This window comes from Pseudomonas nitroreducens TX1, assembly GCF_000313755.1.
Classification (GTDB): Bacteria; Pseudomonadota; Gammaproteobacteria; order Pseudomonadales; family Pseudomonadaceae; genus Pseudomonas; species Pseudomonas nitroreducens_A.
Map to the genome: position 1 here is coordinate 24,887 of NZ_AMZB01000121.1, position 26,397 is coordinate 51,283.

Genomic DNA, 26,397 nt, shown 5'->3' on the forward strand with positions numbered 1-26,397 from the left:
GAGTCAGATTAACGAGGCATTTCTGTGCCACCACCCGTCGGAGTTGCCAGTTTCGCATCCGAATTTCGCATCCGAAATCCTGATTTGGAGCAGTCGCTGACCACTATTGGGGAAAGAACCCAAGCGATCCCTTCCGATGATGATCAGCCATCCCCGAAGTACCGCTGTTGCTGTGCCAGAGCTTGAGCTTGCGTTGGTTGTCCAGCCTGTGATGCGGGTTGGTAGTGGCCTTCCCATGCCTGTCGCCTATGAGTGCCTGCTTCGCGTCGTCCAAGCGGGGGAGTTAGCTCCTCCGGCTCGGATCATCGCAGCTGCCGAAGAGGACGGGTCAATTGTAGGTCTCGACATGTGGGTTGCCTCGCAAGCCGCCCGGATCGCTGGGGCCTTCCCTCACGCATCCCTGTGGGTGAACAGCTCACAGATCTCCATCGGTGACAGCCGCTTCATTGAGCACGCAATCTCGGAGTTTGATCGACACGGGGTCACTTCGCGTATGACCTTCGAGATCACCGAATCGGCAAATGGTGATGCATTCAAGATCATCCAGGGACTCGAGCGCCTGAACCTTCGGGCAATGCCGGTGATGCTGGATGACCTGCGTGACGGGTTCGCAAAGCGGCAGCTGTTGATGAACAAGGCCGTTACCGGGTGCAAGCTCTCACGGCGAACAACTCAGGAGCTTGCTACGAGTTCCTCTGTCCGAGCAGAGGTTGAGAGCCTGGTTCGATCTTGCAGGGCCGCGGGTAAGAGGGTGGTACTGGAAGGGATCGAGCATGCGGGAGAACTGGAGTTGGCACTGAACCTCGATATTGAGCTGTGCCAGGGGTTCTTCTTCGGGCGGCCGGCCCGGCCGGAGATTTTCCTACACGAAAGAGGCTAGCCAGGTCACCTATCCTCCTCCGCGTCGCGTGGGTTTGAGACTAATCCTCCACCTTGAATTGCCATTGGCCAATACTCAGCGCAAATTCTGGTTGATGGATCGATCCGCAGGGAGGAATGGATGACGGCGATGTCATCCACCGTGCTCCTGGCTTTGGTCAGATGTCGTTGATTCGACCTCGGCGTTCTGTGAACTCCCGAACCTCGTCGCGAGTAACCTTGCCTTGCGTTACCAGGGCCATCGCTGTTTCTGCCATCGACTTCCGCGCCTGACGTCTCATCTCGTTCGCCAACAGGGGGAGACTCTCTGGACCGCCTTGTAGTATCTGGCGCACTCCTGTCGTGACCTCGATCGACTCGAATACCGGAAGTGGATCACGAGATCTGTCGGAGAAACGCAGGAGGTGCTGCCAGAACACTCCACGCAGAGTTACCGGGAGTAAGCGGGCATACCTTGGATCAACCAGGGCTAACAGACGTGTGTAGGTGTCGGGAGCACCGTCGCTATGGATAGTGCCAATCACGCTGTGGCCCGTCGACGCTGCCAGCACAGCAGCGTTTGCTGTTTCTGGGTCACGGATCTCACTGACCATGATGGTCTTTCGGTTTTGACGGACGAAGTCACGGATGGCTTGTTCGAAGCTCTCCACGTGCTCTCCGACTTCTCGCTGGATTACGCCGCCCCCCTGGAACAAGTATTCGATGGGGTCTTCGCAGGTTCCCAGGAGACCGCGCTCACGGCGATCCATGTTCTCCAATGCGGCGAACATGGTGGTGGATTTGCCGGAGTTCATCGCACCAGCAAAGAGGGTCAAACCTGCCCCCTTCAGGAGCGGCTTGATGATGTTGTAATCGATCTTCAGGTCCTTGTTGAAGCTGGGAACCCCCTGAAGCAGGCGGCGCATGGCGATGACCCAGCCTTCATGACAGTTGGAGAGGTTGCAGCGGTACCTGAACCCGTTGAACGACTCGGTGAAATCTGAAGACTTCCGCTTATTCCCTTTCCCCTTCTCGGAGACCATTCGGTCATAGAAGTCCCTCCACATCGGCAAGATGTCTGGGCTTTGCACCTCGCCGAAGTTGTCCACCATCTCCATGACACTCTCATAGAGCGTGATATTGGTGGCCTCTCTGGAGAAAGCCTCGGCGTTGAACTCCTTGGAATGGTTCTGCATGGGACTCCTTATGCGGCTTTCCGATCAGCACAGGCAGTAGCTGCACCCGACGGCGTGCGCGATGAATTCTTCGATTGGATTAGTCGCCAGGTGGCGCGAAAGTACGCCCTGCAGTCGCCTTATTCAGGGCCCTTCTAGCGGGTTGTCTCGCCCTGTAGGACTCGCTTCTGGTAGGTAACCCAGGCGGTTGTCGACTTACCTGCCAGCTTCGTGGTGATGATGATCCTGGTGTTAGACCCGGCTGCCTCGGTCAAGTAACCGGCGTAGTTGTCCTCCTTGAATGGTAAGTCGACACCGACGTAGCAGCGCTCCGAGTCGAACTTCACAAGAATGTCTGATCCAAGTGGGTTCTTTGCTGGAATGCGATAGTCATTGCCCAGAAGGCCTTGCAAAACCGACGTCTTCGACCAACTGGCGAGAGCGCTGTAGGTGTGAGTGGCCTGGAGGTTTGCTCCAATCGTGGTACCGGTTGCCCTGGTGCGGGCAATCTCACAGATGGGGACCAGGTTCTTTGCCTGCTCGATGGAGGAGAAGATCTTGTGGTGTTGATAGCTCTGCATGAGGCTGGGCAGCACGGCGGCTGTGAGTACAGCCGCAATCGCAATGCATACCGCAATCTCGATGAGGGTGAACCCCTTCGTACGTCCCATCGTCTGCATCAGTGTTTCAGCGCCGTGGAGAGGCTTATCAGCGGTAGGTAGAAACCGATCGCGAACATCAAAATGCTCACGGACATTGCAGCAAAACCGATTACTGACGACATCTGCGCCACTCTCTCGGTGTACCGCAGGTAGTAGGCCTTGAGCGCCTCGGCCATGTTTACGAGTACAGTGTCCCGCCCCGCCGGGGTTTGGCTATCGAAGCCTTGAAAGTTCTGGGTGATGAGCGGAGGCCATTCGGGGTTGTCGAACACCTCGGATAATTCTCGGCCCTCGTCAATGAGTTGGGTGTACGCATCTTTGTAGAGACCGTGTGCCCGGCCACGGGACCGTTGCATCATGAACTTGAAGCTTTGTGGGTTCGTGAAACCGCTACTGAGGAGCAGCTGGTAGGTCTGGACAAACTCTAGCCCCATCCTGACTTTGTTCCGCTCGTTCAGGAACGAAAATCCAGGGAGTGTCCGGACCATTTCCCACAGGCGGTTCCGGCCCAGATAGCAGCCTACGGCCAGTGCTAGCAGGATGTAGAAATACTGGGTGTAGAGCGTATTAAGCCCCATCACCATGTGACTGAACGAGTTCAACGTGAGGTCTAGGCGCTGAACATTGATGAAGTCGTCGATGGTTCCGCCAGCCCACAACGGAATACCAGTCAGGAACGATAGGCCGAAGCCGGTGTTGATCATCGCCTTGCGCATCAGGGCCGAGAATTCCTTCTTGGCCTCCAAGCGTTCCGCGATCGACTTTGATGCACGCCTGAGAGACTCCGCCAGGCGGCCAGTTTTGTCCCCAGCTTCGGCAAGCAGGACTGCGGTTTCATCGAATCGGAGAAGGGTCAGGTAGTCCCGCGGGGTCTGGCAGGCATCTACTTGGGCGAAGGTCAGTTTGAGTTTCTTGTAGTCAACCGACTCCAGAATTGCTTTGTCGAAGACTTTACCCGACGCGACTTTCGATGCGATCGCCGACAGCATCAGGACCTGCTCGACAAGAGGGAATTTTTTGTCCAGCAGGGCCGATTTCAATCCACCCAGGTGATCGATTGCCACGCTGTGGACGATCGACTGCGGGATACCCGACATGGCAATGGCCTGCTCTTTGGTTTCCGCCTCGACGCTGACGGAAACCACTCCACCCGACTCACCGAAATACTTCAGTTGGTAGTAGGCCATTGCCGCGCTCTCAGTTGCAGGGGTAGGAAACGGTGACTTTGGAGTTGCCGGTCGCGGTAGCAGAGTTCGGCACGATGTTGTTGCCCTGGTTGAGGGAAGTGACCATGTCGGCCGCAGTGTTGCTGTCGGCACTCGAGAGCGTGTAGCTGATGGTGACCTGGGTGGCGGACACGGAATCAACCGTCCATGCAGTGTTCCAGACAGTCAGCGCTGGAACCCCCCGATCCTGGAGCTTCTGAGCGGTGATGGTGGTCGTGTTGCAGACATTGGTGCGGGCGACCTGGCGGGAGATTGCGCTGGGGAAGTCTTTCTGGAGCTGGCCGAGTGCGGTGCTGACCTTGGCGTCATCGCGTTGTTTCAGGAAGCCGGGCAGCAGGAAAGCGACCAGGACCGCCATGATGGCCATGGCAACGCCCAGTTCGACCAGAGTGAAGCCTTGTTGGCCTTTACGTTTGAATTTGCGTTCGATCATGGATCGGATTTCCTTCGTCTGTGGTGTATCGGGTGATTGAGCTTTGGGGGCTACCCGCCCCGCGGGTCAGGTGACTAGAGCTGCGCCACGAGGCCAGACATGCCCTGAGAGGGCACTCTTGAGCCAGCTGGCGTTTCGGTTCGGTCGGGTCTAGCGCCCATACGATGAGAGCTGTACGGACCAAGCTCTTTCTCGAGCTGTTCGAACCCAACAACGCCGTCGGCTACCAGTCGCAAACCGTCGTCCCAGAGGTCCTTGAAGGTCCCCTCCAACAGTTGTGAGCGTCTCAACTGACTGGCCGTGATTCCACCCAAAACGGCCTCCTGAATTTCCGGGGTCATTTCGAGAATCTCGATGACGCCACGGCGGCCTTTAAGCCCGCCAGACTGGTGCCCGCTGGTGTTGCAGATTTGGCAACCCTTCGGGTTGGCCCTGTATAGCTTCAGGTCGCCATTGCCGTTGAACACAGGGTTAGAGCCGTACAGGCTGAAGCGCTGCTCGTCAGATCGGAACAGGTACTCCACACGGCAGCTCTTGCAGAGGCTGCGCACAAGCCGTTGAGCCATGATCGCCCTGGTGTTGCTGACGATGATGTCGGCCGGGATATCCATGCGCGCGAGACGGTCCAGAGACTCGTGAGAGTTGTTGGTGTGAAGCGTCGTGAGTACCAGGTGGCCGGTTTGGCCTGCTTTGAATGCGTACTCCGCTGTCTCGTTGTCGCGCATCTCACCAAGCAGGATCACATCAGGGTCTTGCCGGAGCAGAGCGCGGAGAGCGGCGGCAAATGAGAGATGCTCGCCACACTCGGTGTGGGACATCCCTTCATGCTGCATCTCGACCGGCTCTTCGATTGTGTGGTAGTTGCGGTTCGGGTCCCGGCCGTAAATGTCCAGCAGCGTGGCATTGAGAGTGGTGGTTTTTCCCGATCCGGTAGGCCCGGTAACGATGATCAGCCCGTTCGGGGCGTCGGCGATTCTGCGGATCAAGGCAAGGTTTGACTTGGCCATGCCGAGCTTGTTGAGATCCGACAAACTTGAGTCATTGCCCAGCAGACGAACCACGATTTTGGGTGTGGCTTCGGAGCCGCGCGAGACGGGCAGTGTGCTCACACGCAGATTGATCTTTTTGTGAGAGGACAGGGAAAAGCTGTATTTGCCGTCCTGTGGTTTGTTCAGCTCCAATGTGAGGCCACAGTTGTTCTCAACGATCACCCGCAGGATCGCTTCGTGGATGACAGTGCTGTACCGCTTCCGGGTCAGAAGCTCTCCGTCAAGACGGAAGCGAACCTGGATCTGGTCACCCTGAGTTGGCTGTAGGTGGATGTCACTGGCATTGAGCTTTGCCGCTTCGCGGACGAGGTCCTCAACCCGTTGAATCGCACGGGCCTTGAGCTGCTCGCTGTCTTGGACCGAGCTGTCGTCATCTTCGGTGTCGATAGCCTTGATGGATTCGAGACGCGAGTGACTTACAACTCCCACCTTAGGGCTGGGGATGTTGTTCGAGCGTGCGAAGCCTGTCGCCCTTTCGACCATGCGCTTGTGGAAGGGGTTGGCGATGTAAATGGTATTGCCGTAGATGAACCACGGCTCACCATCCTGCCCCTGGGTGATCGTGAGGCCCTCCTCCACTTCATGGAACACATCTCGATCCAGTGCCTTCCCGATGGCATGAGCGACGGCCTCATCGTCCTTACACACGCGCAGGATGTCAGGCACCACCTGCTCCATGGTGTCTGATGCCGGCTGTGTATCTGCCTGCTGCTGTGTGATCTTCCCAGCTTCAACCAGGTGGCGAAGTATCTTGCGTTGGATTCCAACGATGTTGGCGCTCACGCTTACTCTCCCGCCAGGCGCTTGGAGTTGGTCCAGTCAATCACCAGTTCCCTGGTGCCCTTAGGGCCCTTGAGATAAGCCCTGTCGACGCCAAAGCGCAGCAGGGTGTAGCCATTCACCTTCTCGCCGTTCCGCAGGACCTGGCGACCTTCATTGGTCACCACTACGATGGAGTCCGCTCGAACTTCCACGAGCTGCAGGCGCTTGGTCGATGGGTCCTCTTCCGCGGGTTTTTCATCCTTGGCAGGTCCACCAGGAAGAGCTGCTGTGGTTTGAGCAGGGGTGCCCGTCGCAGGAGGGGGCGGCGGCGGTGTAGTCATGCTCGCCGGCGGCTGCTCACCCATGAAGGGCGGAGTTGTCGACATGGGGGTGTTCGGACCAAAGGGCAAATCAGTTTTTTCTGCCCGGCTTCCCGCCGATCGCACTTCCTCGCCCAAGGTGGCAATGTCTTTAACGCCAAGAGGTTTTCCGTCTTCGTTGACGATGAATCCTGCGTCCGACATTTTCTTGTAGGAGTCTGCCATCTCAGCTTGAAGTTTCAGCTGGTCACGCTTGTACTCCATGTCACCCAATTGCCGATTACGACTGCGATGAGTATCCGCGTCATCGGTATCGGCAAATGCATGCAGCGATACTGCAATCTGCGTTGCCAACATGATACTCGTGAAGGATTTATTCATTATCAGATACCCACTACGACAATATTGAGCTTCATTACTCCATTGGAAATAGAGTAATCATAGAGATAGACCGGGATTTCCTTTTGAAGCGCCCGGATGCTGGCGATTAAAACTTGAGGGTCGCCACTAACTTGAGCCGGCCAATTTGATATTGGCCCTGTGTAGCTATTGCCCATCTCGGCGATGTTTTTGCCCTCGAAAGGTTCAAATTTCAAACCGTCGAGTGCGAACGTAGAGGCGGCTTTTCTCCATGAGTTCTCGAGTTTCGGGAGCTTTTCCAGATCCGAGTAATGCTGAAGGTCTTGCCTTGTACTTTCGATAACTGCGTCGATCTGTTCGTAATCGCTTGGCAGCTTCCGGTTGTCCCCGAATGCCACGGTGAATCTCACCGCCAACAACACAGCTGCTGCGATGGCCAAGAGCATGAGGTTGGAGAAACCAAGCGAAGAAACCGATACCTTAGCGCGCTTAATTAGCATCAGTTCTTCCCTCCACTTTCATCGCTCTGAGCAATACGAATTACGTAACTGAGATGAGGGGTTAGCTCAGACTCCACACCAAGGACTTTCTTGGCGGGGTCAAAACTCAGGTTTTTACTGCTGAGGAATCGGTGCAGGGTAGTGAACCCAACCTTCGTTTCCCCTTCCGGGGCTGTAGAAAGGCCGCTGTCATACGAAATCAGCGTACTGATCTTAGTGAGCGTGCCCGAGTTATCTGGCCACTTATCCAAGTGTTCACGCTGAAGTTCTGCAAACTTCGAGTCGAGTTCGTCTCGCTGAGCTTGTTTTGAACGATAGGAAGCCATGTTGGCGTTGTAGAGTGTAAACATGGCGTAGTTGTAAACTGCTGTGGCGAACACAATCAGGCCACAAATGCTTGCGACGATGTACCACCGCTTTGTTTGATCGTGGCGTTGTTTCTCGAAAAGTTCCTGACGGGTGTAAGCGGGCTTGGCTGGGAGCACCAGGTCGACGTTATCGATGGAGATCCGCTTCGCATCAGCGAGTTCGTATTGTGGCAGTTCACTGATGAAGTTATCTGCGTACTCCGAAGAGAGTCGAATACTCCTCGGGTCGTGAAGGTCCCCTTCGGGGTCCAGGCGCAGGAAAAGCCCGCGGTCCTGGCCCAAATCGAAAATGATGACATCCGTCCCGAGAGGGACAGCGTTATTGGCGAAGAGAAGCTGCCAGAGGCCATAAACCTTGATGCCCGGGTAAGAGTCCCGCATCGACTTGAGTTCTTCTTCGTCGATGTAGATGGCTGGCCGGCCATCCTCGCGCGGGCCCTCAATGAGCGTGTAGACCTCTGACTCGCGGGAGCTTGTCAGCGCCTGCGAGCCGATAGAGTCACGGCAGATGATGACCTCTTCGCCACCAATCTCGATTGGTACGCCAAGAAGTAGCTTGGACATCAGAGGGCGCCTTCAGCCAGAGTGGGGGTTACCACCAGGACCAGTTCACGACGGTCGAGCTGGTTGTTGATGTCCTGGGTCAGAGGGTTCAGAACAGCCTTGGTGACCAGGTTCTGCCATGGGAGGTGGCGCATAGCTTGGTTCATCTTCTTGGTAATCAACCCGCCGAGATGAACTGCGCGGCCGGAGCTGGTGATCAGTTGGGTGCTGAATTCCTTCAGGTTCACTCGCGGGGTCTGGAATTCGTAATCACCAATGGCGATGGTGTCGTTACCACTGAGATTCGAAATGACCGGCCAGATGTCGACAAGCAACTGATCATCGTCCAGGACTCGGACAGTCACGCTCAGTGTGACGCCCACCTTCAGACGGCCCAGTTTCGGGGTGACGGTGACGTTTCCGGCCTCATCCTGCGACTGCTCAACGTCGACGATGTAGGTCAACTCCTCACCAGCGTAGATCTGAGCAGGAACGCCGTTACGGACTGTGATGTTCGGCTGGTCGGTCAACTCCACCCGACCGAAATTCTCAAGGAACCGCACCAGAACATCGGCTTTTACATGCTCCGATTCGTACGTGCCCTGCACGTTCCAGAATGGATCGCTGCTGCCATCAGTCTTGGTGTTGAAGAAGTTCAGGCCCAGGGGGTTGCCGTTGAGAGTGCCTTTGACCAGAAGGTTCCAGTCGACCCCCTTCTGCTTGTCATTGTTCAGGATGACGTCGTACGCCTCGACCTGGACGTTGACGATCTTGGTTGCTTCTCCGATCGCACGTTTCAGATAACGGTCCAGGATCTTCATCTTGGCTGGCTTGCCGCCGGCAGTGATGATGCCGACTGAGCGAATGCCTTCGATGTAAGGGGCAGTGCCATCGTTGAACGAGAGCATGCCAAGGTCTGCCGGAGAGGGAGCGTCAAAGTTCAACCCACTCGACATACCGTTTTGGCCTGCGCCAATCGGGCTTGGGCTAGTCGCTACTGCTGCACTACCAGTACGACCCGACTTGGCAGTTGCAGAATCCTTCTCTGCTCCAAGGATGGTGCGAGCGCCATCCATAACCTTTTGCCACTCGTCCTCGGACAGCTGCAGGCCGATCGTGGTACCTGTGGCGACGTTGGAGTCCTGCTGATTGCCGGAGTCGGTGTCGCCTGCTTTCGCACCGCGTGTCTGGGTGGATGCGATGACGTTATTAACGTTGCGGGTCGAGGCGAAAGTGGCAAGGTTCCATTCGCGGGTTTCGAAGTCGCTGACAAGTACACGCTTGCCGACGATTTCGATGTTCAGATCGCTCGTTCCTTCGATGTACTCAATGAAGTCCGCCAGAGACATGCCAGAGGATTGGACGTCGACCGGCTGATTCAGATCGACTTTCCCTTTAGGGATGATTGCGTACCCGGGCAACGTCTCTTGCAGGATGCTTCGCAGCGGACTTCCCTTGACCGTGAGGAATACCGGTCGTGCTTTAGCCAGGTCCTCAGTCCGAATCTCCCGGACAAAGGTGTTACCACGGGCTGCCTGTAGAGCATCTGCCGCGCCAGGGCGCAGAGGGGCATTCTTCGCTTCTTCGGAAATGTCGAATGTGTTGGTGCAGCCCAACAGGCCGGTAGCAACCAGCAGGGCCAATGAAATGGATTTCAGCTTCATGGTTGTGGTTGCCTTAGTTCGGGCGATCAGTGAGAAGGATCATGGGCGACGGATTGCCCTGCTCATCCTTCAGGTCCCAGAAATACTGGTAGCGAACACGTGCGTCGCGGACCGACGCGGTGAGCTTCCGCAGGGCGATGTCGCGGGCATCAGTAGAGATGAACTCGTAACGTCGGGTCTCGAGTTCCGGCTTGTTGTAGAACGCGGTCTTCACGCGCCAGCCAACCGGCATCATCCCTTCGACGATTTCCTTCAGGGTTGCCCCCTGGTATTCGGCTTCGACCGGCTCATTGATCACCACGGTGGGGTCAACACGTTCCAGGGTGACCCGCTTGCGCGCAGCGGTTTCGATCATCTCCGCGTTGTTCTCGGCCATCATCAGGAGCTGTTTGCTCTCGTGACGGATCTGCTCGATGTCAGTGAGCTGTGCGACTTGGACCTGATCAGCCTTCGCCTGCGCTGCCTTGTTCAGATCCAATGCTTTGCGAATCTCAGCCTCCTGCGCCAGCAGGTCTTGTTTGCGCTTGGCGGCAGCATCGATAGCCGTTTGCTGGGCTGCGATGAGGTTACGCTCCGCCTCCCCGCGCGCCGCGGTCAGTGCCTGGCGATTGCTTTCCAGGTCCTCCAGGGTCTTGCGGTACTGACGCTCGGTCGCGGTTTCTTCGATTGAAGCAACCGGGTTGTCGATGGAAAGGTCGAGCTTCGCAGCCGGCACTTCTGTCGTGCGCTTGTAGTCGATAGGCTGCATGACCTGCTGGGCCCGGCCGGCTTCGTAGGTCCGATCAAACGGTGAAAGGTTTTCGCTCCGCGCGAGATGCGAGTCATCGTAGGCGGAAGCGAAAGAGCCCTGGCTCAAGAGGCTGATGCCCAGGATGAGAATCGGTTTTTTCACTGCGGAGTCCCGTAGAGGCTTCTGTTACCTCAATAGTGGGAAGGCAGTGCTCCAAATCCTGGCCTATGGGTTTGGTTGGAAAATCTTTTTTAAAACCCGCATCGTGACCTCGTGTTCAAAACGTCGAGATCGTCATGTCTGCTACAACTCCGAAGGTCAAAGCCTCCTCCGGGATCGTTGCTCTGGTTGTCATGCTTGCCGTGGTGATTCTGGGGTACTCGATCTACCTCGAATCCTCACATAAGGCCCTCGATTTCCAGGCTGAGGCGCTCTCGCCACACCTGTTCATGTTTAAGCCTCATGTGGTCATTCAGATCATCGGCGCCGGCGGCTTCAAGGGCACCTTGGTTGCCGTTCTCGTTGAGGTCCTTCACTGCATCTTTGCTGCTGCAATGGCCTACTCCATCGCCCGGCTCGTTGGTGCTCAATACTTCAGGCCCAGGAACGTAGCTCCTGCAGAGGAGAAACTTCAGGACCCCAACGAGTACGAGTGCGCCATCCCAGGCTCAAGCATGATGATCCTGCTTCGGGGCAACAAAGATCCTCGCACCGGGGAAGAGATTGAGGGTGTGACTGATACCGACCCCTACAATCAACGCTTCTTCCGTTGCAACCGAAAAAGCGTTGCTCTGAGCCGCCCTCCGACCACCCCCATTGAACACCTTGAGTTGGCAGTTCACGAGCTCCTTGCAGCGCATGCCACGGTGCCTGCAAGCGTCGGTGCTCATCACGCGGATGCCACGCTGCGCGAACATTCAATGGCGATCGCGAAAGAGGTCCGCTCCTACATGAAGCGCCAGCAAGTTCAGGAGCCACTGGCATACTTGGCTGGGCTTGCCCACGACCTGGACAAACTGCTGGCCTACACCGAGAAGTCCCCCGGTAAGTGGGCGAAGAACAAAGATGCGACGCACCACAACACGTACAGCGCCTACATCGTCAGGCAGCTCCCTGAGTTCATGAACCTCTCCCCTGAGGATCAGAACGTCCTGACTCTCGCCCTACGGTACTACCATCACCCAGCCATGTTGCCGGTCCACTCTGGGCCCCGCGTTGAGAAGCTGATCCAGGCTCTTCGTATGGCAGACGGGTTCGTGATCCGAGCCGAGAAGCAAGACGGAATTCGCGCTGCGAAAGAGAGCAACCAGACGGATGAGCTTATTCGGGAGGCTCTGTTGAAGCTCTTGAATGAGGCAAACATCAACAACTTCCGTGAGACCGGGAATGCTGAGGGTTGGACCAAGGATGCGATGGAGTTCGTCATCATCCCGATGTCTGGAATTCTCGAGGCCATCGGCGCTCACCTTCCTGTCGAACTCAGCCGGCAACTGCAGATGGGGGTGGACACCCGCACCTTCACTCACCCGGCGATTCCTCTGATGCTGGAAACCCTTGAGGGTATGAGGCTGCTGATCCATAGCTACAACCAGCATGACAGCGCATCCGGGCTTTTTGACGTAAAGATTGGGGTGGTGAACTTCAATGCCTGCGTACTTCTCGACAAGGAGAAGATCCAGGAATTGGTGCCTGGCCTCGTCGAACGCTGGGGGATGTCGACCTACAAGATCCACATCCGGCGGCCGACCAGAGATGGTGCGGCAGAAACAGAATCGGGCGGTGAGTAACCGCCCGATTTAGCATGCGAAATCTGGCTTGAAAAGCCGCCTTACTCCGTGCCGAGTATTCGCAGAGCGGCCTCGGTACGGATAGTCCTCTCAGCGCGGTCTTCATTCCCGATCTTGTTCCAGCAGGCGTACGCTTCCGGGAAGTGAGATTGCCGTTCCGCGAGCCGACACATGGTGATCTGGTATTCATCACCGCTCAGATACGCCTTCGCAAACTGAGCAAGTGTCTGGTCCCGACCCGTCTCCCAAAGCAGAGACACCACCGTGTCGATCGCCATCTTGCGACTCTTCCCGTTCATCCCCAATTGCTGGATTTTGAGGTCCCCTTCCGGGGTCCGGTACACGAACTTCGACAGGAGCTTCTCAGCGTCTTGGAACTGCCCTCGTTGAATTGCCTGTTGAGCCCCTACGATTAGGCTTCGATCCTGCAGATCGGTCTCGGTGACTGGGAGCAACGATCTGCCCCCAGAGCACCCCGCCAACACCAGGCAGGCGGCAAGCGCGAGAGTCCTCATCGCTACTCCTTGAAGTGGGTGACAAGCGTGAATGCATCGCCGGCACTGAAGAGCACGTTGTGTCGGTTCTGCAGCTGCCTCAGGAGCGAGGGTTTGACGCCGAACATGCGGCTGACTTCGCCGTATGTGGTTTCGGGAGTCTTCAACAGGAAGTAGGTGGCCACGTTCTTCAAAAGGTCAGGAGTTACCTGATCAGGCTGCTGCACACCTGCCCACACCCCTACACCGTAACCACGGCCTTCCGTTGCGATCCGGTTTACTGGGCTGAGCGGTGAGGAGGATATCTGTTTGACGTGTTTGCCTTCGTCCGCGATCAGGATGTGGCTGGGGTACTCAGGGTTGTAGAGGCCGGTACGGCGGGTATCCATCACCCCCATAGCGAATACCCGGCTGGCAACAATCCGCATGATGATCTGCTGATGCTCGGATGAGATGTCGGTGATCACGTATCGGTTGATCTTGCCCGCGGCCGATCTCGCTGGATTACCCGTGAACAAGCGAGACTTCACCATCCCCTGGATGATGCTACGGAGACCGAAGAGCGAGTCCTTCGACCAGAACTCCCAGAAGGTCCCATTCCCAGTAGCCTTGTTCTGCAAGGCTTCGAAGTTCAGGTGCTTTACCGCGTACTCATGGAGCTTGTCTTCAAGGTCTTGGCGGATGTCGAGCACCTTCTGCTGAATAACCGTCAGATCGTCTCCCTCGGCTTTCATCTTGAAGATGGCTTTCTCAGCTTTCGATTTCGCCTGGCCGTATGCCTTCATGATGTCCGAGACGGAACCCGAGTCCATGCTGGCAGAGATCGAGTTGAAGACCAGGTCAATCTCGTCCAGTACCTGGTCAAGAGTCGGTGAGGTGCGGGCCCAGGAGTCCATGTCATCCTGGGAAATGCCAGCCTTCCTGTACACCTCGGTGAGGATCTCTTCGAGGTAGTCCAATTGCCGCTTACCGGTGTTGGGAGCAAACACCTTCACCAGTTGCTTCATTCCTTCGATGGTCATGAGGACCCCACCACCTTCTTTGGTCCGAGGAACCTGCAAGGGGTTGAGGGAGCCACCACCTTCGAAGTAGTCGAAGGTGATGTCATTGAAGTCCTCGGGCCTTACCAAGTGACTGAGGCCGGCTTTCTCGAAGCTCTCGTAAGAAAAGTCGCCCTTGATGTCCAGGACGTGGAAGGTCATTCCCCGCTCATAGACCCTCGCAAGCAGGTTCTGAATGGTGTGGGACTTACCCGCGCCACTCGCGCCCTCGAACAGGACGTTGAAGTTGCTGGACTTCGCGACGGTCCAGTCGACGTTTTGACCTTTGCTGTCAGCCCCGATTCGGATTGGATCGTAATGTGAGAGGGAGCCAACTGCCCGGCTCAACGCTGTAGGGGTGGATGGTGCAGCTTGATACATTTGATCCCCTCAAGGAATTTCAGATCCGCAGCTATCCGCTCAGGAAGCTCGGAGCCTGGAGTAAGGCGGTGGTAAGGAAACTTGCAAGAGGTGCACTCAAGCTCCTCATCTCGGAGTTTTTGCGCACTGCCCGTGGTGTCAGCGATGACTGCGATACCATCTTCTCCACCACATTCGCACTCGACCGCCAGGCCACCCTTGCTAAGCTTGACCGGCCTCTCGTCGAAGTTGCCTTTCACCTTTGCCGACGGGGTTGCGTCAGGGGCCAATGTGAACAGCCACTCCTGCCAGTCCTCATCGTGTGCTTTCGCTATCTCCTCATCTTTCTGCTTGGCATCCAGGGCATGAAGGATGTGCGCAAGCTCATGGGGTACCGCCTCGTTGACGATGGTCTCCATGTCCTGGTGTAGATAGAGGGGCTGGATGCGCAGTACAGCGATGCCGTGGGCTTCGCCGCTGATCATCATCAAGTCGGTAGTGGATGAAGTGGGGTCCGTGATCGAGGGGTCGAACCGGAGATCAAGCCAGACACGCTCCGCAGGGAAGTCGACACTAGCTAGCAGCCGATTTACCTCCTTTGCGACGTAGAGCTCGCGGGGGTACTCGGCGTTGTGCTGCTTGATACGTGTGAAGTTGGGGGTATGGGCACTCATACCCCAATAGTGGTTGTGGAGTGCCCTTTTCGGCCTGGTTGGCCAATGCTGCTCAGGAACGATTGTAGGTCGAGGCTATCCGGTCCCAACCAGAGAAATCGCCGGCATTCCCCTCGCGGATAAGCGTGTCCATCACTTCGATGCTGGCGGTGTCCTGGATGAACTCGATGACATCTCGTGATCCCTTCCAACGGCGGACCCCCACCGCAAAAATAGCTATGCGGCATCGCTCCAGAGCGGACGGGTCTTCATCATCGAGCCCCCTCTTAGGTGAAGGCTGATACGGCGCCTGGTGGGCGATGGGCGGTTTAGCATGCGAAATCGGGCTGTCCGGTGGTGAGCACGGCGCCGACGCAGGATGCTTGCTCAGCAGACCTTGTATGGCCACGTCAGAGAAGGTTGGATAGAGCAACTTGATCAGGCCCAGGCAGTAGAACTGGAGATGAAGTACATCGTCCTCTGACAGCCCTACTCTGATGTCCACCGGATCGGTTCCATCCTGACCGCACTCCAAGGCGCTGATCATCTTTCTGAACTGCCCGTCCAATAGCGTGAAGCCCTTGAGGGTTTTGGGGGCTGAGCCTGCCCGGACGACCTCATAGTCACAGCGTGGTTGCTCGTCTGAGAGCCACCTGTATAGCTCCCGTACAGCACCTGGCCCGAGGTTCAGGCTCAGCTTCTCAGGGTCGTCGTTGAGGAGGTACTTCCCACTATTCTTGTGCGTGAAGGTCAGACGTAGTGCCGAGTGGACTGCGGTGCATACGCCGGCGCTATTCACGTCATTGCGCACGTAAATCGCGCAGTTCAAACCGTTGTTGCTAAACACCTGGTGTGCCGCCAGGTACTTCCCTTTGGCAGGCATATCCGGATTGGCTGGAGTGAAGCGAAATTCCCTGCCTGATCTCTTGGGTACCAGGTGCTCCGCGTGGATGCCCTTGAAGTCGATCAGCATGGTCTGCGACCTCTGAGAATCTGTCTGAAAATTTGGTAGGCGAGCGGAAGCCCTCCGCGGGTGCCTGTGGCACGCAGAGTCGTTTGAAATTGAGGGTGGACTTGGCTTGGTTCAGACATGACAGGGCTTCTTGAGTCGATGCCCTAGAGATTACCGGGAGACGCGATGCCTTCCAGTCAAACTTGCAGGGAGAGCGCCAGGGGGCTGCAGAGCAACCCCCTTCAGCGTGACCAGGTTCACGCGCGTCCCTTATCCGAGTTGCGCTGCCGCGGCAGTTACCGCAGCAGCTGAACATTGGAGTCGAAGTCCCACAGTGAAGTGAGTACGTCGATCTTCTGGACGCCGCCCATGAAGGCTTCGAAAAAGGTGTCATCGGCGAAGAGAACCAGCACGTGGTTCCCCGGGTTTGCCATCTCATCCATAGGACTGAATGCGTAGTAGCCCATGCCAGGGAACTGCTGCTGCAGCTTCTGATTCCAGCCCTCGATGTGATCGCGAACGAGTTCAAGCGGCATGGAGTCTGGAAACATCAGCTTCGGCGCAGTATGGCGGGCTACGTTGCCCTCAACCCCTCGGGGGAAATGACTCTCGAGAGTGAGACCTTTGAAGGATTTCAGCTGGTCAAAGGCTCTGTTCGATACACCGTTCATGATTCACCTCTCGATTTCGGATTTGGGCGGGCGCCACCTCCAAACGCCCTCATTGAGGAGGCTTGGAGGTGACGCCCGCCTTCCCCCGAAAGGGAAAGGCGGTGTCACTGCAGGCTTAGAACATGTTGAGCACCGCTGTAACCAGTCCTTCGACGGTTGCAGCAATGGACCAGCCGATACCGGCCATGAACAGGTACCAGCCGAGCGCGCGGGCGCTTCGACTTGATGCGTCGTGGTCGGTGTACATGTGGAAGTATTCGCGGTCACCGAGGTTGGCTTCGCCAACGATCAGGTCCACGTTTTCTTCCTTGGAGATACCCAGGGCAAGTTTGGCGTCGTAGTCGAGGGCCACCGAATCTTTCTTCAGCGGACGGCCCTGATTTGCACCCATGGCGTAGAGGATCACGAAGTGACCATTCGCCGGGTTGAACAACTTCACCAGCTTTTTACGGCCGACGATACCCGAGGGTTTGTTCTCCGATTGGATGTGCTGCCAGCCCAACCGAACAATCGACTGCCCAACATCAGCATCAGGGAGACTGAAGACGTTGGTGAACATCACCCCATTTACCGGCGGGCGTGCAGCGAAGTGCTCCTGGATCGGGCGCGGGTCAAAGACCTTTACCAGCTTCCAGATGGCACCAGCCACAGTCAGAACTACCGAGTCGGCAAAGTGGGTGAGTTTGGATTTCAGGTTGGCTTTCAGTACATGAGTCATGGTCTATCTCCTCTGGGGGCCGGGCCCAGCTCGCACACACGAAGGTGGCTAAATGAATTTGCAGATCCCCGCCGGCGCTGGGGTCTGTTCACAGTGAGTTACTCGGTGTCGTCAAAGGCGTAGTCGTCGCTCTCCATGTCGCGCATCAGCGCTTTGGAGACCGGCTTTTCCTCCTTCGTTTTCCGCGCCGCTGCACGCTTCTCCCGCATCTGGTCCCTTCGGGTCAGGTTGCGGATCGTTTCCCCCTTGCGGGAGTTGTCGATGAAGTCGTGTTGCGTCATGACCTGCAAAAACGCCTGCAGGCATGCAAACGGATCTTCGTCCTCATCCATCATGCGCAGCCGAATCGACAGCACGTAGACAGAGTTGGAGATCAACCAGCAGCAGGGGTCGGTAAACATCGGCTCCAGTGCTTCCCTCGCAGAGGACAGCACGCAGTTCCGATTGAGCTCCCAAACCATGGAGCCCCGTTTGCCTAAAACACGCTTCCCTGTGAAGGGCTTGCCAACGCGGCGATACACGTATCCGAGCTCATCGGTTTGCCACTTGCCATCCTTGATGACAGGCGACAACCCTAGGGCCTTCTCGAGTCGCTCGATGGTGGAGTTGTCCGAACGAGTGTCAGAGGTCGTAGTTACCTCGGCCACATCATCGTCCTCGTCCAGTTCCTTCAACCCAGCCAGATAACCGGAGGTCGACCAGAGGGCCTTCCTGTCGATCACTATCTTGGTGGTTGGCTTCCGTGCTGCTTTGGGTTTCTCAACTGTGGGATTGCTGATGGCGTTGCCAAACAGATCAACCTGAGCACCCATTTCTGGTGTGCTGGTGTCGACCAGGTCGGCGTAGCCAAAGAGATTTGCTTGCATCGTGCGCTCCATAAGGGCGCACCACTCCCCTGACGGGGTGTGGTGAGCCCGTCAGGGGTGGGAGGGAGGTAGTTCTTAGAGGAACAGCGCGAAGTTCTGCGTCATGGAGTCTTTCGACTCTTCCTGCACAACAGGCGCGGAATCGACCTCGTCCGGGACCGAGGTTTCTTCCACTTCGTCAGTAGCCTGGGCCACCACGGCCGGAGCCAGGATGGTTTGAGCTACAGCTGCTGCGGGAGCAGCAGTACCGGCCTGAACGGTGCTGACAGCCGAAGCTGCCGGCACAGTTGCCGCGGCCACCGGAGCGGTCGTGGCAGGCTGGTTCGAAGTTGCTTGTTGGGGTTGAACCGGGGAGGCCCCGGTGATCGCAAGAGCTTGCTGCGCGGCGTTACTTGCCGCAGGGGCGGTGGTCACCAGTACCAGTGCTTGGCCCTTCTTCAAGCGATCCCAAACAACGGTCTGGTCACGCATGGATTTCAGGCATTCGCACAGATTCTGGAACTCCACACCGGTGAGGACGCCAGTTGTCGGCACCTTGTCCAGTCCGCTTTTCAGGGCGTCATGGAGGGGCCGAATCAGCGGGTGAATGAAAGCCAGAGAATCCAGCTTCACGCACATCGCTTGAGCACGACGGACGGTGCGGGGGTTAACCTTCACCTCGCCCGAGTTGCTCCCAGCTTCCTTCGTTTCCAGGGTCTCCATAATTTCCTTGGATTCTTTGCAGACATGCTGAATGACTGCACCCAAGACCCCTTCCCGCAAAGCCACAACGCTGTCGCGCTGGGCTTCGTACAGTTCAGCATCGAACTCGCTGTCCTCCATCGTTACCGGAGTGACCACGAACGCGAATTTGAACCGTGCGGCTACCTCTTCCCAAGTCGGTTGGCGTTTACGCAGATGCTCCACCAGCAGATTTACCTGCGTCTGGTCGGCACCTTTGTTGATCGCCTTTTGGCTTTCATCGAGCAGGTGCTTGTCGCACATTGCCTGATAGCCAGGTTCATCTGCAGCGAGTTGCTGAGCCCACTCTTCCTGGATCTCTTTCAGCTGGCGAAGCTTGATAACCGCTTCGCTACGGCTCATCACGGCCCCAATGGGGCACAGGACAGAACCGTCTTGCTTCAGGATGGTCTCGCCGTTTTCACGGAGACGAGCGTAGTTACGGAGGAACTCCTTCGGAAAGATTTTCCCCGTTACCAGTTTGCGGATCTCATCGTGCAACTCTTCAACCTTGATGTTCAGCACATCGAAGTCGACCTGACGATCGGCTGCCATGGCGGAAACCAGGAGGTTGATCACTACAACTTTGTTGTCGCCTACAGCGTTGATTACTTGAGTCATGGTATTTCCTCGCACCCGCCGCGCACCGGGGCAATGTTTTGAACACCCGGGCGCGGAGCCGGGTGGTTTGAGATCAATGACCTCGAGCAACCACCCGGCATGAGCCGGATGGTTGGTCCAGCTCACTGAGCAAGGTTTTGCCCCCGAAGGGGCGTTACAGCAGACGCAGAATCGTGCCTTCTCCCAGTGGTGTACGTTGGGAGTAGCCGTACTCTGTTTTGTCCAGCACGTAGGAGTGGGTCTGACGCATCCAGACGAAGCTCAGGATGAGGGCGTTGCCTTCCTCCCGAAATCGCAGGTCGCGTGCAAACGTCCCGACCTCGTCGATGTATCCCTGGAGCTCAGCTTGGGTAAGCCGAACACCAGTGGATTCCCGGCGAAAGTGAAGAACGCTGTCTACTGACTGCCCATTGACTTGAGTTTCCATTGAATTGCCCTCCCCCGCCGCGCACGGGGTATTCATGAGAACACCCGGGCGCGGAGCCGGATGGGTTCCGGCCGTAGCGGGGAGAAGAACCGCCCCGAAGGGCGGCTTCGATGGTTACATCAACAGCTGTTTGGCTTGCTCCAGCAGAGCTGGGCCAACGTCATCAGCGGTCGCTGCTTGGGCGAACGGAATACCTTCCTGCGCCAGCCAGTCCGTGCGGACGTGCTGACCAATGAGGAGGTACACCACCTTGATGCCAGCTTCGACTGCAGAAGCGGTCTGCTGGACAGCAAGTTCTACACACGAGGGTGCGCCATCGGTGAGGACGAACATCAGTTTCCTCTGTGCCGGATGAGCAGCCAGGCGTTGAGCAGCTTGGAAAACAGCTTCGCCGATGGGGGTGTGATTCCCGCCGGTGATGCTGTCGAGACCGCCTATACGTTCCACCGCAGTCTGGTGCGAGTCCCCGAAGGTACGCACCAGGGTATTGAGGTGGCCAGTTTTTGGAGCGAACCCCAGAAACTCACGGGGCGTGTTGATACGTTCGAAAACCTTCTCCATTACCAGCATGGACTGCTGGATGGACTTGGCCACAGTGAGTACCTCGAACTGTTTCTCATCAATCGCCACTCCGGCTTTAAGAGCCTCAGACTTCTCTTTGGCTTTGGCCAGGAGCAGTGCCTCGTCAACATAGTTCGTTGAGCTCGACAGATCTCCGAGTACGGAAACAGCGGCAGTAGGAAGGATCGCCTCTTCTTTACGTTCAAAGATTCGACCATCCCCCATTCCTGCACGGTAGAGGTGCGACTGTCCGAGTGTTCCGCGGCGCGCCGAGTAGACGTCCGCTTCCTCTCGGTTCAACAGGTAGGCCTGCAGCTTCGTGGCCAGCACGTTGACCTTGCGGTCGAGTGCATCAGCCAGTTCGCGAGCACGGTCCTTGTTGGAGGGACAAACCAGCATCCCCTCAACCAGGCCCTGTACCTTTCCTGCCCCAAGTGAGGGCTTGAACTCCACGTCACCAGGCTCGACCTCGAAGGCCGGGACCGGAACAGCATCCTTGTAGTCCGGGTTGGTCCCGTTCTGAATGCTGGCCGCGAGTTGTTGGAGAACTTTTCCCATGTCCATGACTTCGGAGTCATCCCCGCCATCGCTGCTGAGCATCTGCTCAATCAGTTCAGCCAGGTCGACGCTGTTTTTCCCCTGGCCTTGGCCCTGGGAGTCATCGGACGTGTTTTCTGCATCGCCATCATTGCTACCCTGACTTCCGGATTTACCGTCGTCAGGTTCCTGATCGTCATCTTGGCTCTGGCCTTGACCAGCATCTTGATTCTGATCTTCTTCCTCATCGCCCTCCCCTTCTCCTTCCGGATCAGGTTGAGCGTCCTGGTCTTCCCCCTCGTTTTCCTCCGACTGTTCGTCTTCAGGCTCGTCTTGGGGTTGATCATCCTGCTGGTCACGCTGCTGCTTCAGCATCTCAATGAGCCGAAGGGTGAGAAGCCCGGCGTCCTCAGTGGAGCGAACGTTCGGGTACTCAGCCAACAGAATGGTTTCCAGGTTTTCGCGAATCTGATCGGCGTGCTCACCGAAGTGGGCATCAAAGTTTTCCCTGATCAGCTCTACAGCTGGCAGGTACTCGCTCCACCGGCGACTGCGAAGGAAGCACAGGGTGTAGCTTGCGAAGGCTTCTTGGGGGCTTTGGCTACCGTCACGGAAGATCTGACGATCAATCATGATCGCCGCTCCACGACGGAAGTAGTGCTCAGAACGGCGCGAAGCAACCGTCTGCGCATACTCCATGTACACGTCGTCTACCGCATTCAACAGCATGCCCGCGAACGGACCATGCTCTGCGTTGAATTGCTGGTAGTACGGGACATTGCTGTGCATGCAATGCCCTACTTCGTGATAGCCCGTACGTTTGAACAGGGTGAGGTCGTCGTCAGTCAGCTTTGCCGGCAGAGCAGGCAGGTAGACAGTCTTTCCGTCCGTTCGTGGTGCTTCATTTGGACGTACAACGAATTTGAGCCCTGAATTTCTGGCCAGTACACGGAGGAACGAAATCCAACCGTCCTGGAACTTTTGTGTGGCGCGTTGCAACTTGCTCATGATCAGACTCCCTTCCGGATCGCATGGGCTTTCAGGGTGTGCTCCTCGGCTTTCCCACGCAGGTCACGGAGATCCTGAGTGGGCACTTCGAAGCGGGTGTAGATCACTTGGTCTGCAACGTGCGCTGCCCATTTCAGGTACACGCGGGCGGCAACCCGGTGGTACTTGATCAGGACTTTGTTTTTGGCTGCATTGATTGCTTTCTGGAACATATTCATGGGTATTCCCTCGCTCCCGCCGCGCACGGGGCATTTGAAAAACACCCGGGCGCGGAGCCGGGTGTGTGTGAGATCGATGACCTCGAGCAAACACCCGGCTTGTGAGCCGGATGTTTGGTCCAGCTCACTGAGCGGTGGTGACTACCCCGAAGGGCAGTCACCTTGGGATCAGCAGGATTTCCCGCGGATCAAATCGGCTTCCAGGTCATGACGCAGAACCTGGTGACGATGACTCCAGAACTGCTCCTTGCTCCGCACGTGGATCGCGGGGCTATGGCGCTGTTCATTGGCGCGAGCCAACACCTTCTTGGCAAGCCTTTTGGCCTTGCGGCCGTGGAGCTTGCTCATCAAGCGGTGATACGCATGGAGCACGTAGCCAATCCAGAACATGTCCAGAGCAGCATCAGCTTTTGCGAAAGCAGCTTTCATATGAATTACCTCTCACCCGCCGCGCACGGGAAATGAAGAAATTAAGCCCGGGCGCGGTGCCGGGCTTGTTGGTACAAACCCAGCTAAGCCGGATCAGATCCAGCTCTAGTGGAGGGATAGGCCGAATGGCCTGTCTTATAGGAACAGGGACATTCCGAGGTCGATCACCGTCTCGACTTTCATCTTGACGGGACCGAGCAGGTCGGCATTTTCGAGCGCCTTCAGAACCTGCGGCGATCCCCGGTACCAGTCCATCTCTTCGATGTCCTGGCGTTGGAAAGGTCGCATTGGGTCCAGGGTGTACTCAGCATCACTCTCAACCTCGAATTCCGCTCCAGCTTTCTTGAGTTCGGCAAGAAAAGCCCGAACACAGACATCCAGAACAGTCTCCTCGGTTTTGAGTCTCCACAGCCCCTTCCCGCACGGAAGCAGTATTGAACTGTCGATGAAGCCTCGCTCCTCGAAAATCTCGCGCGCCTTCGGGGACATGGTTGCCCACTCCTGTTCAGACGCGATGCCTATGCGAATGGCTGTCCCATTGAAGGCGACTTCCACTGCATTCCCTGCCATCCGGAAGCCCAGGGGAAATCCCGCATCGATCAGCACCCGAACAACCTCCTCCAGCTGGGCAAGCCCACTGTTGAATTGGCTGGTCGTGCAACCTTTGACGCGGGCGTATAGCCCCCGGTGCTTAAGAGCGAACTCCATGACTACTGCGTTAGCCAGGTTGAGCTTCAGTTGGGAAGTCTCAATCGGTTGAGGCGAATAGCCATTGCTGCGAGCTTCGGTGACTTGGGCACATACGTGATCCCAGGCCTCATCTGCTGAACTGCATTGGAGCTCTTTCTTTCCGGACACACCATGACCGACGTTCCCCTCCCACACTGTCATGAGGAAGGAGTTGACGTCGGCCTGGACTGCTTTGAATCGACCGGCTTCGTTGGTCAGGTAGTACATCTTCTGACCCCCTTAGGCCGCCTGAGTAGCAGGCTTAACTGCCGACTTGATCGCATCCAGTTGATCCGCCACCGAAGTGGTGTACTCCTCTGGAAGCTCAAGCTGGCGACCGAACGTTTCCTCAAAGAGCTCAACAGCAAGCTGCTGGTCTGCTTCCTCAAGGTTGGCGTAGATCGCGTCAGTGAACGACTCGTGCAGGTCCCCATAGATCGCAAGCTTGTTGACCCAGCGCTTCAGCTCCCGGAAGGAGATGTTGTCAAACGCCTCCTCTTGCGAGAACGCAACGCGGAACCGGAATGCGAACTCGACCATCATTTGGATGGAGAGATCATCAACGCTGGTGTTCAGACCGCGCAGTGCTGCCATCTCCTTCTCCGCCGACATGAAGTTGGCTTTGAACGAGGTGAAGCGGCTGCGAACAGCGGCGTTCTGTCCCTTTGTGCCGGCGTACCGGGGATCACGAGAGGACTTGCCACCAGTGTTGTCGGTTGCGAACAACCGGAACGACGGGTGACGAACGATGTTCATCCCACCTTCGAGGCCAAGCAGATGCTTGGGGTCCAGTTCAGGGTCAATCCCATGGTGCTTCAGCGTCACGACCTCATCACCTTGGAGGATGTCGTTCAGACTGAGCAGCACGCCGGGATTCAAGCTGCAGATTTCGTCGATGGTGCAGCTCAGGCCATGCCGGTAGGCATAGCTCAGAACTCCATCAACGCTCTTCACACCGTCCTTCCCGAGGGTACGGAACCCTACGAGATAACCTTCGTCTACGCCGGGACCGGCGTTGATTGCGATCGAAGGACGGTTCAGTCGCCCATTGATCTGGTTGATGAGGGAGGACTTACCGGTCCCCTTCTCACCCACCAGCATGATGGAGTCCTTAGTTGCGATGCTCAGGAGAATCCGGCGAACCAGGCTCTCGTTGAACACGTAACTGCTGTCGATGCTCGGCGCGAGCGGATGACGCTCTGCCGGTACCGGAATTGGCTTCTCGAAGCCCTTGAGGGGCTTATTGAAACCGAACAGCTCGTGGACCATGACCGACTCAAATTTCTGGCTAGTAACAGCCTTGATGTGAGCCTCTTTGATCTCTGCGACGGTGATGTTTTTGTTGGTTACGTTGGTCATTTGTGTTTCCTCGCACCCGCCGCGCACGGGGCAATATTTGATGACACCCGGGCGCGGAGCCGGGTGTGTTTGAGATCGATGACCTCGAGCAAACACCCGGCAATGAGCCGGATGTTTGGTCCAGCTCACTGAGCAAGGAAGGCCCCTTTCAGGGCCAGGATTTAGACAGCTACACGCATGTGCATGGGGACCGAGTCCGGGTCGAAGAACCCGAAGATCATCATCCGCTCACACAGCTGCTCTTCCGACACTCCAGCTCGCCGAGCGAGCTGGGTTACCGTCAGGCTGCAATCGATCTGCAGGTTATTCAGAACGGCCCAGAAGGACCGCTCAGGAAGCACTTGCACCTCAATGGTCGGCAGGAAGCCGATCATCTCGATTTTCTCAACCACACCTTCAGATTTCTGGTCGGTGACTGATCCATGCACAAACCCCTTCTTCCACTCATCGTGGTTGACGGTGTCTGGTTCCTCTGGGTTGTCCCCTAAGGTCATCCCGCGGAGCGCAGCCAGGCGGCCTTGCTCCCACGTAGTACCGAAGTAGATCCCATCGATAACCATGAGCAGTTCACTGTCTTCGTATTGGCGATGTTTCATTGCAAAGCTCCTACCCGCTGCAGCCGGGAGATTGAATTGAGAACTCCCGCCTGCAGGTCGGGAGGTGCCGACCTGGCTTAGCCTGGTTGGTCTTCGTACCGGCGGGCGATGTCGGACCAGTTGCCTGGTTCCTTCGCTACCAGCCACCCCATGCACCAAGCCCTGCCCTCTTGGGACATGACTGGATATGGGTTTTGCTGACTGGTAATACCGGCTTGAAAAGCTTCTTTGCCTTCTTGAAACGCCTTCATTTCTGCTCTCCGCCTGAACCCGTTTGCCGGGCCGGCTCACCGATGTGCTTCATCTCCACATGACTGGCCGCAAGGGCCAGGTCCAACGCAAACCTCGTTACGAGGAATGCGATACCCAGAGGGGTATGGAGAAGGATCGGTTTGAGCAAGTTTCTTATGATGTTCGTGGTGCTCAGCACGCGGTCAGCCATACGAACCGACCAATACAGCGCCGGAACTATTGCTTTGGGTGCAGGCACATCTCCACCGCATCTAACAAATAGAGCGAACCCTATCGAGAGTCTTAGGTTGGAAACGAACTTCGGTTTATTTTTCTTCATGGTGTTCACCTTTGAGTTGTTTGTTAGGACATAGATTTCTCCTGTGCTAACCCCGAAGGTGATTCTTCCCCTAGGGGAGTTCACACCCCCAGGGTTATCCATGGAAAGTTACATCGTGCTGCTTCGTGTTCCGCCCACGTGTTCTCCGGCATGCCGGCGTTCAACGTAGTCACAGACCCAGTAAATGGCGAATGCCAACACCAGTATTCCGATCGTCACACTGAAAGACATAGTCGCATCCTCGCGATAGGGAAAAAGAGTTTCTTTCGAACCTCATATCACCTTAAGGGCTGCGTGCACGTTTCTTAGCTCGACGCGATTTTCGTTTTACCGTGCGCGTCGGCGTCTGTTTCGGACGCTTCTTTCGACCCTGAACCGTTGAGTTCAACGTAATGAGTGCAGTCATCAGTATGGAAACCATAAAGACTAT

General features: G+C 56.7%; 28 protein-coding genes. 2 read left to right on the plus strand and 26 right to left on the minus strand.

Annotated elements, in window-relative coordinates; genetic code table 11:
* The first annotated feature begins 136 nt into the window (after positions 1-136).
* Positions 137-880, plus strand: a complete 744-nt coding sequence (locus C167_RS0118450; RefSeq protein ID WP_017519770.1) for an EAL domain-containing protein — start codon at positions 137-139, stop codon at positions 878-880.
* A 157-nt stretch (positions 881-1,037) separates the two neighbouring features.
* Here C167_RS0118450 and C167_RS0118455 read toward each other — a convergent pair whose 3' ends face one another.
* From C167_RS0118455 to C167_RS0118500, 10 genes are all read right to left on the minus strand, one after another.
* On the minus strand, positions 1,038-2,054 hold the full coding sequence (locus tag C167_RS0118455; RefSeq protein ID WP_017519771.1) for an ATPase, T2SS/T4P/T4SS family: 1,017 nt from the start codon (positions 2,052-2,054) through the stop codon (positions 1,038-1,040).
* Positions 2,055-2,188: 134 nt separating this feature from the next.
* Entirely contained in the window at positions 2,189-2,713 is a 525-nt protein-coding gene (locus C167_RS0118460) for a type II secretion system protein (RefSeq protein ID WP_017519772.1), read from the minus strand.
* Complete coding sequence (locus tag C167_RS0118465) at positions 2,713-3,882, minus strand: type II secretion system F family protein (protein ID WP_017519773.1); 1,170 nt, start codon at positions 3,880-3,882, stop codon at positions 2,713-2,715. The genes C167_RS0118460 and C167_RS0118465 overlap by 1 nt, the downstream gene beginning before the upstream one ends.
* 10 nt (positions 3,883-3,892) lie before the next feature.
* Positions 3,893-4,354, minus strand: coding sequence for a type II secretion system protein (locus C167_RS0118470; RefSeq protein WP_017519774.1), 462 nt, complete (start codon positions 4,352-4,354; stop codon positions 3,893-3,895).
* 74 nt (positions 4,355-4,428) lie between these two features.
* Entirely contained in the window at positions 4,429-6,186 is a 1,758-nt protein-coding gene (locus C167_RS0118475; RefSeq protein WP_017519775.1) for a GspE/PulE family protein, read from the minus strand.
* 2 nt (positions 6,187-6,188) lie between these two features.
* Positions 6,189-6,866 (minus strand): hypothetical protein, encoded by a 678-nt coding sequence (locus C167_RS0118480; RefSeq protein ID WP_017519776.1) that lies wholly within the window; start codon positions 6,864-6,866, stop codon positions 6,189-6,191.
* Positions 6,867-6,868: 2 nt separating this feature from the next.
* Positions 6,869-7,345 carry a hypothetical protein gene (locus C167_RS0118485; RefSeq protein ID WP_017519777.1) on the minus strand — a complete coding sequence of 159 codons (477 nt, stop codon included), beginning with the start codon at positions 7,343-7,345 and terminating at the stop codon, positions 6,869-6,871.
* Complete coding sequence (locus tag C167_RS0118490) at positions 7,345-8,277, minus strand: hypothetical protein (protein ID WP_017519778.1); 933 nt, start codon at positions 8,275-8,277, stop codon at positions 7,345-7,347. Before C167_RS0118490 ends, C167_RS0118485 begins: the two co-directional genes overlap by 1 nt.
* Complete coding sequence (locus C167_RS0118495; RefSeq protein ID WP_024763850.1) at positions 8,277-9,920, minus strand: type II secretion system protein GspD; 1,644 nt, start codon at positions 9,918-9,920, stop codon at positions 8,277-8,279. The genes C167_RS0118490 and C167_RS0118495 overlap by 1 nt, the downstream gene beginning before the upstream one ends.
* A 13-nt stretch (positions 9,921-9,933) precedes the next feature.
* The gene (locus C167_RS0118500) at positions 9,934-10,812 is read right to left on the minus strand and encodes a hypothetical protein (protein ID WP_017519781.1); all 879 of its coding nucleotides are present in this window, start codon (positions 10,810-10,812) and stop codon (positions 9,934-9,936) included.
* A 134-nt stretch (positions 10,813-10,946) separates the two neighbouring features.
* Here C167_RS0118500 and C167_RS0118505 point away from each other — a divergent pair, with 134 nt between their 5' ends.
* Positions 10,947-12,437: an HD domain-containing protein gene (locus C167_RS0118505; RefSeq protein ID WP_017519782.1), complete on the plus strand. Its 1,491-nt coding sequence runs from the start codon at positions 10,947-10,949 to the stop codon at positions 12,435-12,437.
* Positions 12,438-12,478: 41 nt separating this feature from the next.
* Here C167_RS0118505 and C167_RS0118510 read toward each other — a convergent pair whose 3' ends face one another.
* From C167_RS0118510 to C167_RS0118585, 16 genes are all read right to left on the minus strand, one after another.
* Positions 12,479-12,952 carry a hypothetical protein gene (locus tag C167_RS0118510; RefSeq protein ID WP_017519783.1) on the minus strand — a complete coding sequence of 158 codons (474 nt, stop codon included), beginning with the start codon at positions 12,950-12,952 and terminating at the stop codon, positions 12,479-12,481.
* Positions 12,953-12,954: 2 nt separating this feature from the next.
* Positions 12,955-14,352 (minus strand): helicase HerA domain-containing protein, encoded by a 1,398-nt coding sequence (locus tag C167_RS0118515; protein WP_017519784.1) that lies wholly within the window; start codon positions 14,350-14,352, stop codon positions 12,955-12,957.
* The gene (locus C167_RS0118520) at positions 14,316-15,005 is read right to left on the minus strand and encodes a hypothetical protein (protein WP_017519785.1); all 690 of its coding nucleotides are present in this window, start codon (positions 15,003-15,005) and stop codon (positions 14,316-14,318) included. The genes C167_RS0118515 and C167_RS0118520 overlap by 37 nt, the downstream gene beginning before the upstream one ends.
* Positions 15,006-15,057: 52 nt before the next feature.
* Entirely contained in the window at positions 15,058-15,957 is a 900-nt protein-coding gene (locus C167_RS0118525) for a hypothetical protein (RefSeq protein ID WP_017519786.1), read from the minus strand.
* 275 nt (positions 15,958-16,232) lie between these two features.
* Positions 16,233-16,607 (minus strand): hypothetical protein, encoded by a 375-nt coding sequence (locus C167_RS0118530; RefSeq protein WP_017519787.1) that lies wholly within the window; start codon positions 16,605-16,607, stop codon positions 16,233-16,235.
* A 115-nt stretch (positions 16,608-16,722) separates the two neighbouring features.
* Positions 16,723-17,325, minus strand: a complete 603-nt coding sequence (locus C167_RS0118535) for a hypothetical protein (protein ID WP_017519788.1) — start codon at positions 17,323-17,325, stop codon at positions 16,723-16,725.
* 98 nt (positions 17,326-17,423) lie between these two features.
* Positions 17,424-18,191 carry a hypothetical protein gene (locus tag C167_RS0118540; RefSeq protein WP_017519789.1) on the minus strand — a complete coding sequence of 256 codons (768 nt, stop codon included), beginning with the start codon at positions 18,189-18,191 and terminating at the stop codon, positions 17,424-17,426.
* A 75-nt stretch (positions 18,192-18,266) separates the two neighbouring features.
* Positions 18,267-19,532 (minus strand): DUF3150 domain-containing protein, encoded by a 1,266-nt coding sequence (locus C167_RS0118545; protein WP_017519790.1) that lies wholly within the window; start codon positions 19,530-19,532, stop codon positions 18,267-18,269.
* Between the two features lie 154 nt (positions 19,533-19,686).
* Positions 19,687-19,959: a hypothetical protein gene (locus C167_RS0118550; protein WP_017519791.1), complete on the minus strand. Its 273-nt coding sequence runs from the start codon at positions 19,957-19,959 to the stop codon at positions 19,687-19,689.
* 114 nt (positions 19,960-20,073) lie between these two features.
* Positions 20,074-22,065, minus strand: a complete 1,992-nt coding sequence (locus C167_RS0118555) for a hypothetical protein (RefSeq protein ID WP_017519792.1) — start codon at positions 22,063-22,065, stop codon at positions 20,074-20,076.
* Between the two features lie 2 nt (positions 22,066-22,067).
* Entirely contained in the window at positions 22,068-22,283 is a 216-nt protein-coding gene (locus tag C167_RS0118560) for a hypothetical protein (RefSeq protein WP_017519793.1), read from the minus strand.
* 168 nt (positions 22,284-22,451) lie between these two features.
* Positions 22,452-22,712, minus strand: a complete 261-nt coding sequence (locus C167_RS0118565) for a hypothetical protein (protein ID WP_017519794.1) — start codon at positions 22,710-22,712, stop codon at positions 22,452-22,454.
* Positions 22,713-22,847: 135 nt separating this feature from the next.
* Positions 22,848-23,669, minus strand: a complete 822-nt coding sequence (locus tag C167_RS0118570; protein ID WP_017519795.1) for a hypothetical protein — start codon at positions 23,667-23,669, stop codon at positions 22,848-22,850.
* 12 nt (positions 23,670-23,681) lie between these two features.
* A complete protein-coding gene (locus C167_RS0118575) occupies positions 23,682-24,800 on the minus strand; it encodes an AAA family ATPase (RefSeq protein WP_017519796.1) in 1,119 nt (372 codons plus the stop codon).
* A gap of 161 nt (positions 24,801-24,961) precedes the next feature.
* Entirely contained in the window at positions 24,962-25,396 is a 435-nt protein-coding gene (locus C167_RS0118580) for an AsnC family protein (protein WP_017519797.1), read from the minus strand.
* Between the two features lie 247 nt (positions 25,397-25,643).
* Entirely contained in the window at positions 25,644-25,967 is a 324-nt protein-coding gene (locus C167_RS0118585) for a hypothetical protein (protein WP_024763847.1), read from the minus strand.
* Positions 25,968-26,397 lie beyond the last annotated feature (430 nt).

Coding starts and splice junctions, on each gene's coding strand:
- C167_RS0118510 (WP_017519783.1), bottom strand. CDS start 12,952: ATGAGGACTCTCGCGCTTGCCGCCTGCCTGGTGTTGGCGGGGTGCTCT.
- C167_RS0118470 (WP_017519774.1), bottom strand. CDS start 4,354: ATGATCGAACGCAAATTCAAACGTAAAGGCCAACAAGGCTTCACTCTG.
- C167_RS0118545 (WP_017519790.1), bottom strand. CDS start 19,532: ATGACTCAAGTAATCAACGCTGTAGGCGACAACAAAGTTGTAGTGATC.
- C167_RS0118465 (WP_017519773.1), bottom strand. CDS start 3,882: ATGGCCTACTACCAACTGAAGTATTTCGGTGAGTCGGGTGGAGTGGTT.
- C167_RS0118555 (WP_017519792.1), bottom strand. CDS start 22,065: ATGAGCAAGTTGCAACGCGCCACACAAAAGTTCCAGGACGGTTGGATT.
- C167_RS0118525 (WP_017519786.1), bottom strand. CDS start 15,957: ATGCTGATCGACTTCAAGGGCATCCACGCGGAGCACCTGGTACCCAAG.
- C167_RS0118485 (WP_017519777.1), bottom strand. CDS start 7,345: ATGCTAATTAAGCGCGCTAAGGTATCGGTTTCTTCGCTTGGTTTCTCC.
- C167_RS0118530 (WP_017519787.1), bottom strand. CDS start 16,607: ATGAACGGTGTATCGAACAGAGCCTTTGACCAGCTGAAATCCTTCAAA.
- C167_RS0118585 (WP_024763847.1), bottom strand. CDS start 25,967: ATGAAGAAAAATAAACCGAAGTTCGTTTCCAACCTAAGACTCTCGATA.
- C167_RS0118535 (WP_017519788.1), bottom strand. CDS start 17,325: ATGACTCATGTACTGAAAGCCAACCTGAAATCCAAACTCACCCACTTT.
- C167_RS0118480 (WP_017519776.1), bottom strand. CDS start 6,866: ATGAATAAATCCTTCACGAGTATCATGTTGGCAACGCAGATTGCAGTA.
- C167_RS0118570 (WP_017519795.1), bottom strand. CDS start 23,669: ATGTACTACCTGACCAACGAAGCCGGTCGATTCAAAGCAGTCCAGGCC.
- C167_RS0118505 (WP_017519782.1), top strand. CDS start 10,947: ATGTCTGCTACAACTCCGAAGGTCAAAGCCTCCTCCGGGATCGTTGCT.
- C167_RS0118550 (WP_017519791.1), bottom strand. CDS start 19,959: ATGGAAACTCAAGTCAATGGGCAGTCAGTAGACAGCGTTCTTCACTTT.
- C167_RS0118520 (WP_017519785.1), bottom strand. CDS start 15,005: ATGAGTGCCCATACCCCCAACTTCACACGTATCAAGCAGCACAACGCC.
- C167_RS0118495 (WP_024763850.1), bottom strand. CDS start 9,920: ATGAAGCTGAAATCCATTTCATTGGCCCTGCTGGTTGCTACCGGCCTG.
- C167_RS0118450 (WP_017519770.1), top strand. CDS start 137: ATGATGATCAGCCATCCCCGAAGTACCGCTGTTGCTGTGCCAGAGCTT.
- C167_RS0118575 (WP_017519796.1), bottom strand. CDS start 24,800: ATGACCAACGTAACCAACAAAAACATCACCGTCGCAGAGATCAAAGAG.
- C167_RS0118490 (WP_017519778.1), bottom strand. CDS start 8,277: ATGTCCAAGCTACTTCTTGGCGTACCAATCGAGATTGGTGGCGAAGAG.
- C167_RS0118455 (WP_017519771.1), bottom strand. CDS start 2,054: ATGCAGAACCATTCCAAGGAGTTCAACGCCGAGGCTTTCTCCAGAGAG.
- C167_RS0118515 (WP_017519784.1), bottom strand. CDS start 14,352: ATGTATCAAGCTGCACCATCCACCCCTACAGCGTTGAGCCGGGCAGTT.
- C167_RS0118560 (WP_017519793.1), bottom strand. CDS start 22,283: ATGAATATGTTCCAGAAAGCAATCAATGCAGCCAAAAACAAAGTCCTG.
- C167_RS0118580 (WP_017519797.1), bottom strand. CDS start 25,396: ATGAAACATCGCCAATACGAAGACAGTGAACTGCTCATGGTTATCGAT.
- C167_RS0118565 (WP_017519794.1), bottom strand. CDS start 22,712: ATGAAAGCTGCTTTCGCAAAAGCTGATGCTGCTCTGGACATGTTCTGG.
- C167_RS0118540 (WP_017519789.1), bottom strand. CDS start 18,191: ATGCAAGCAAATCTCTTTGGCTACGCCGACCTGGTCGACACCAGCACA.
- C167_RS0118460 (WP_017519772.1), bottom strand. CDS start 2,713: ATGCAGACGATGGGACGTACGAAGGGGTTCACCCTCATCGAGATTGCG.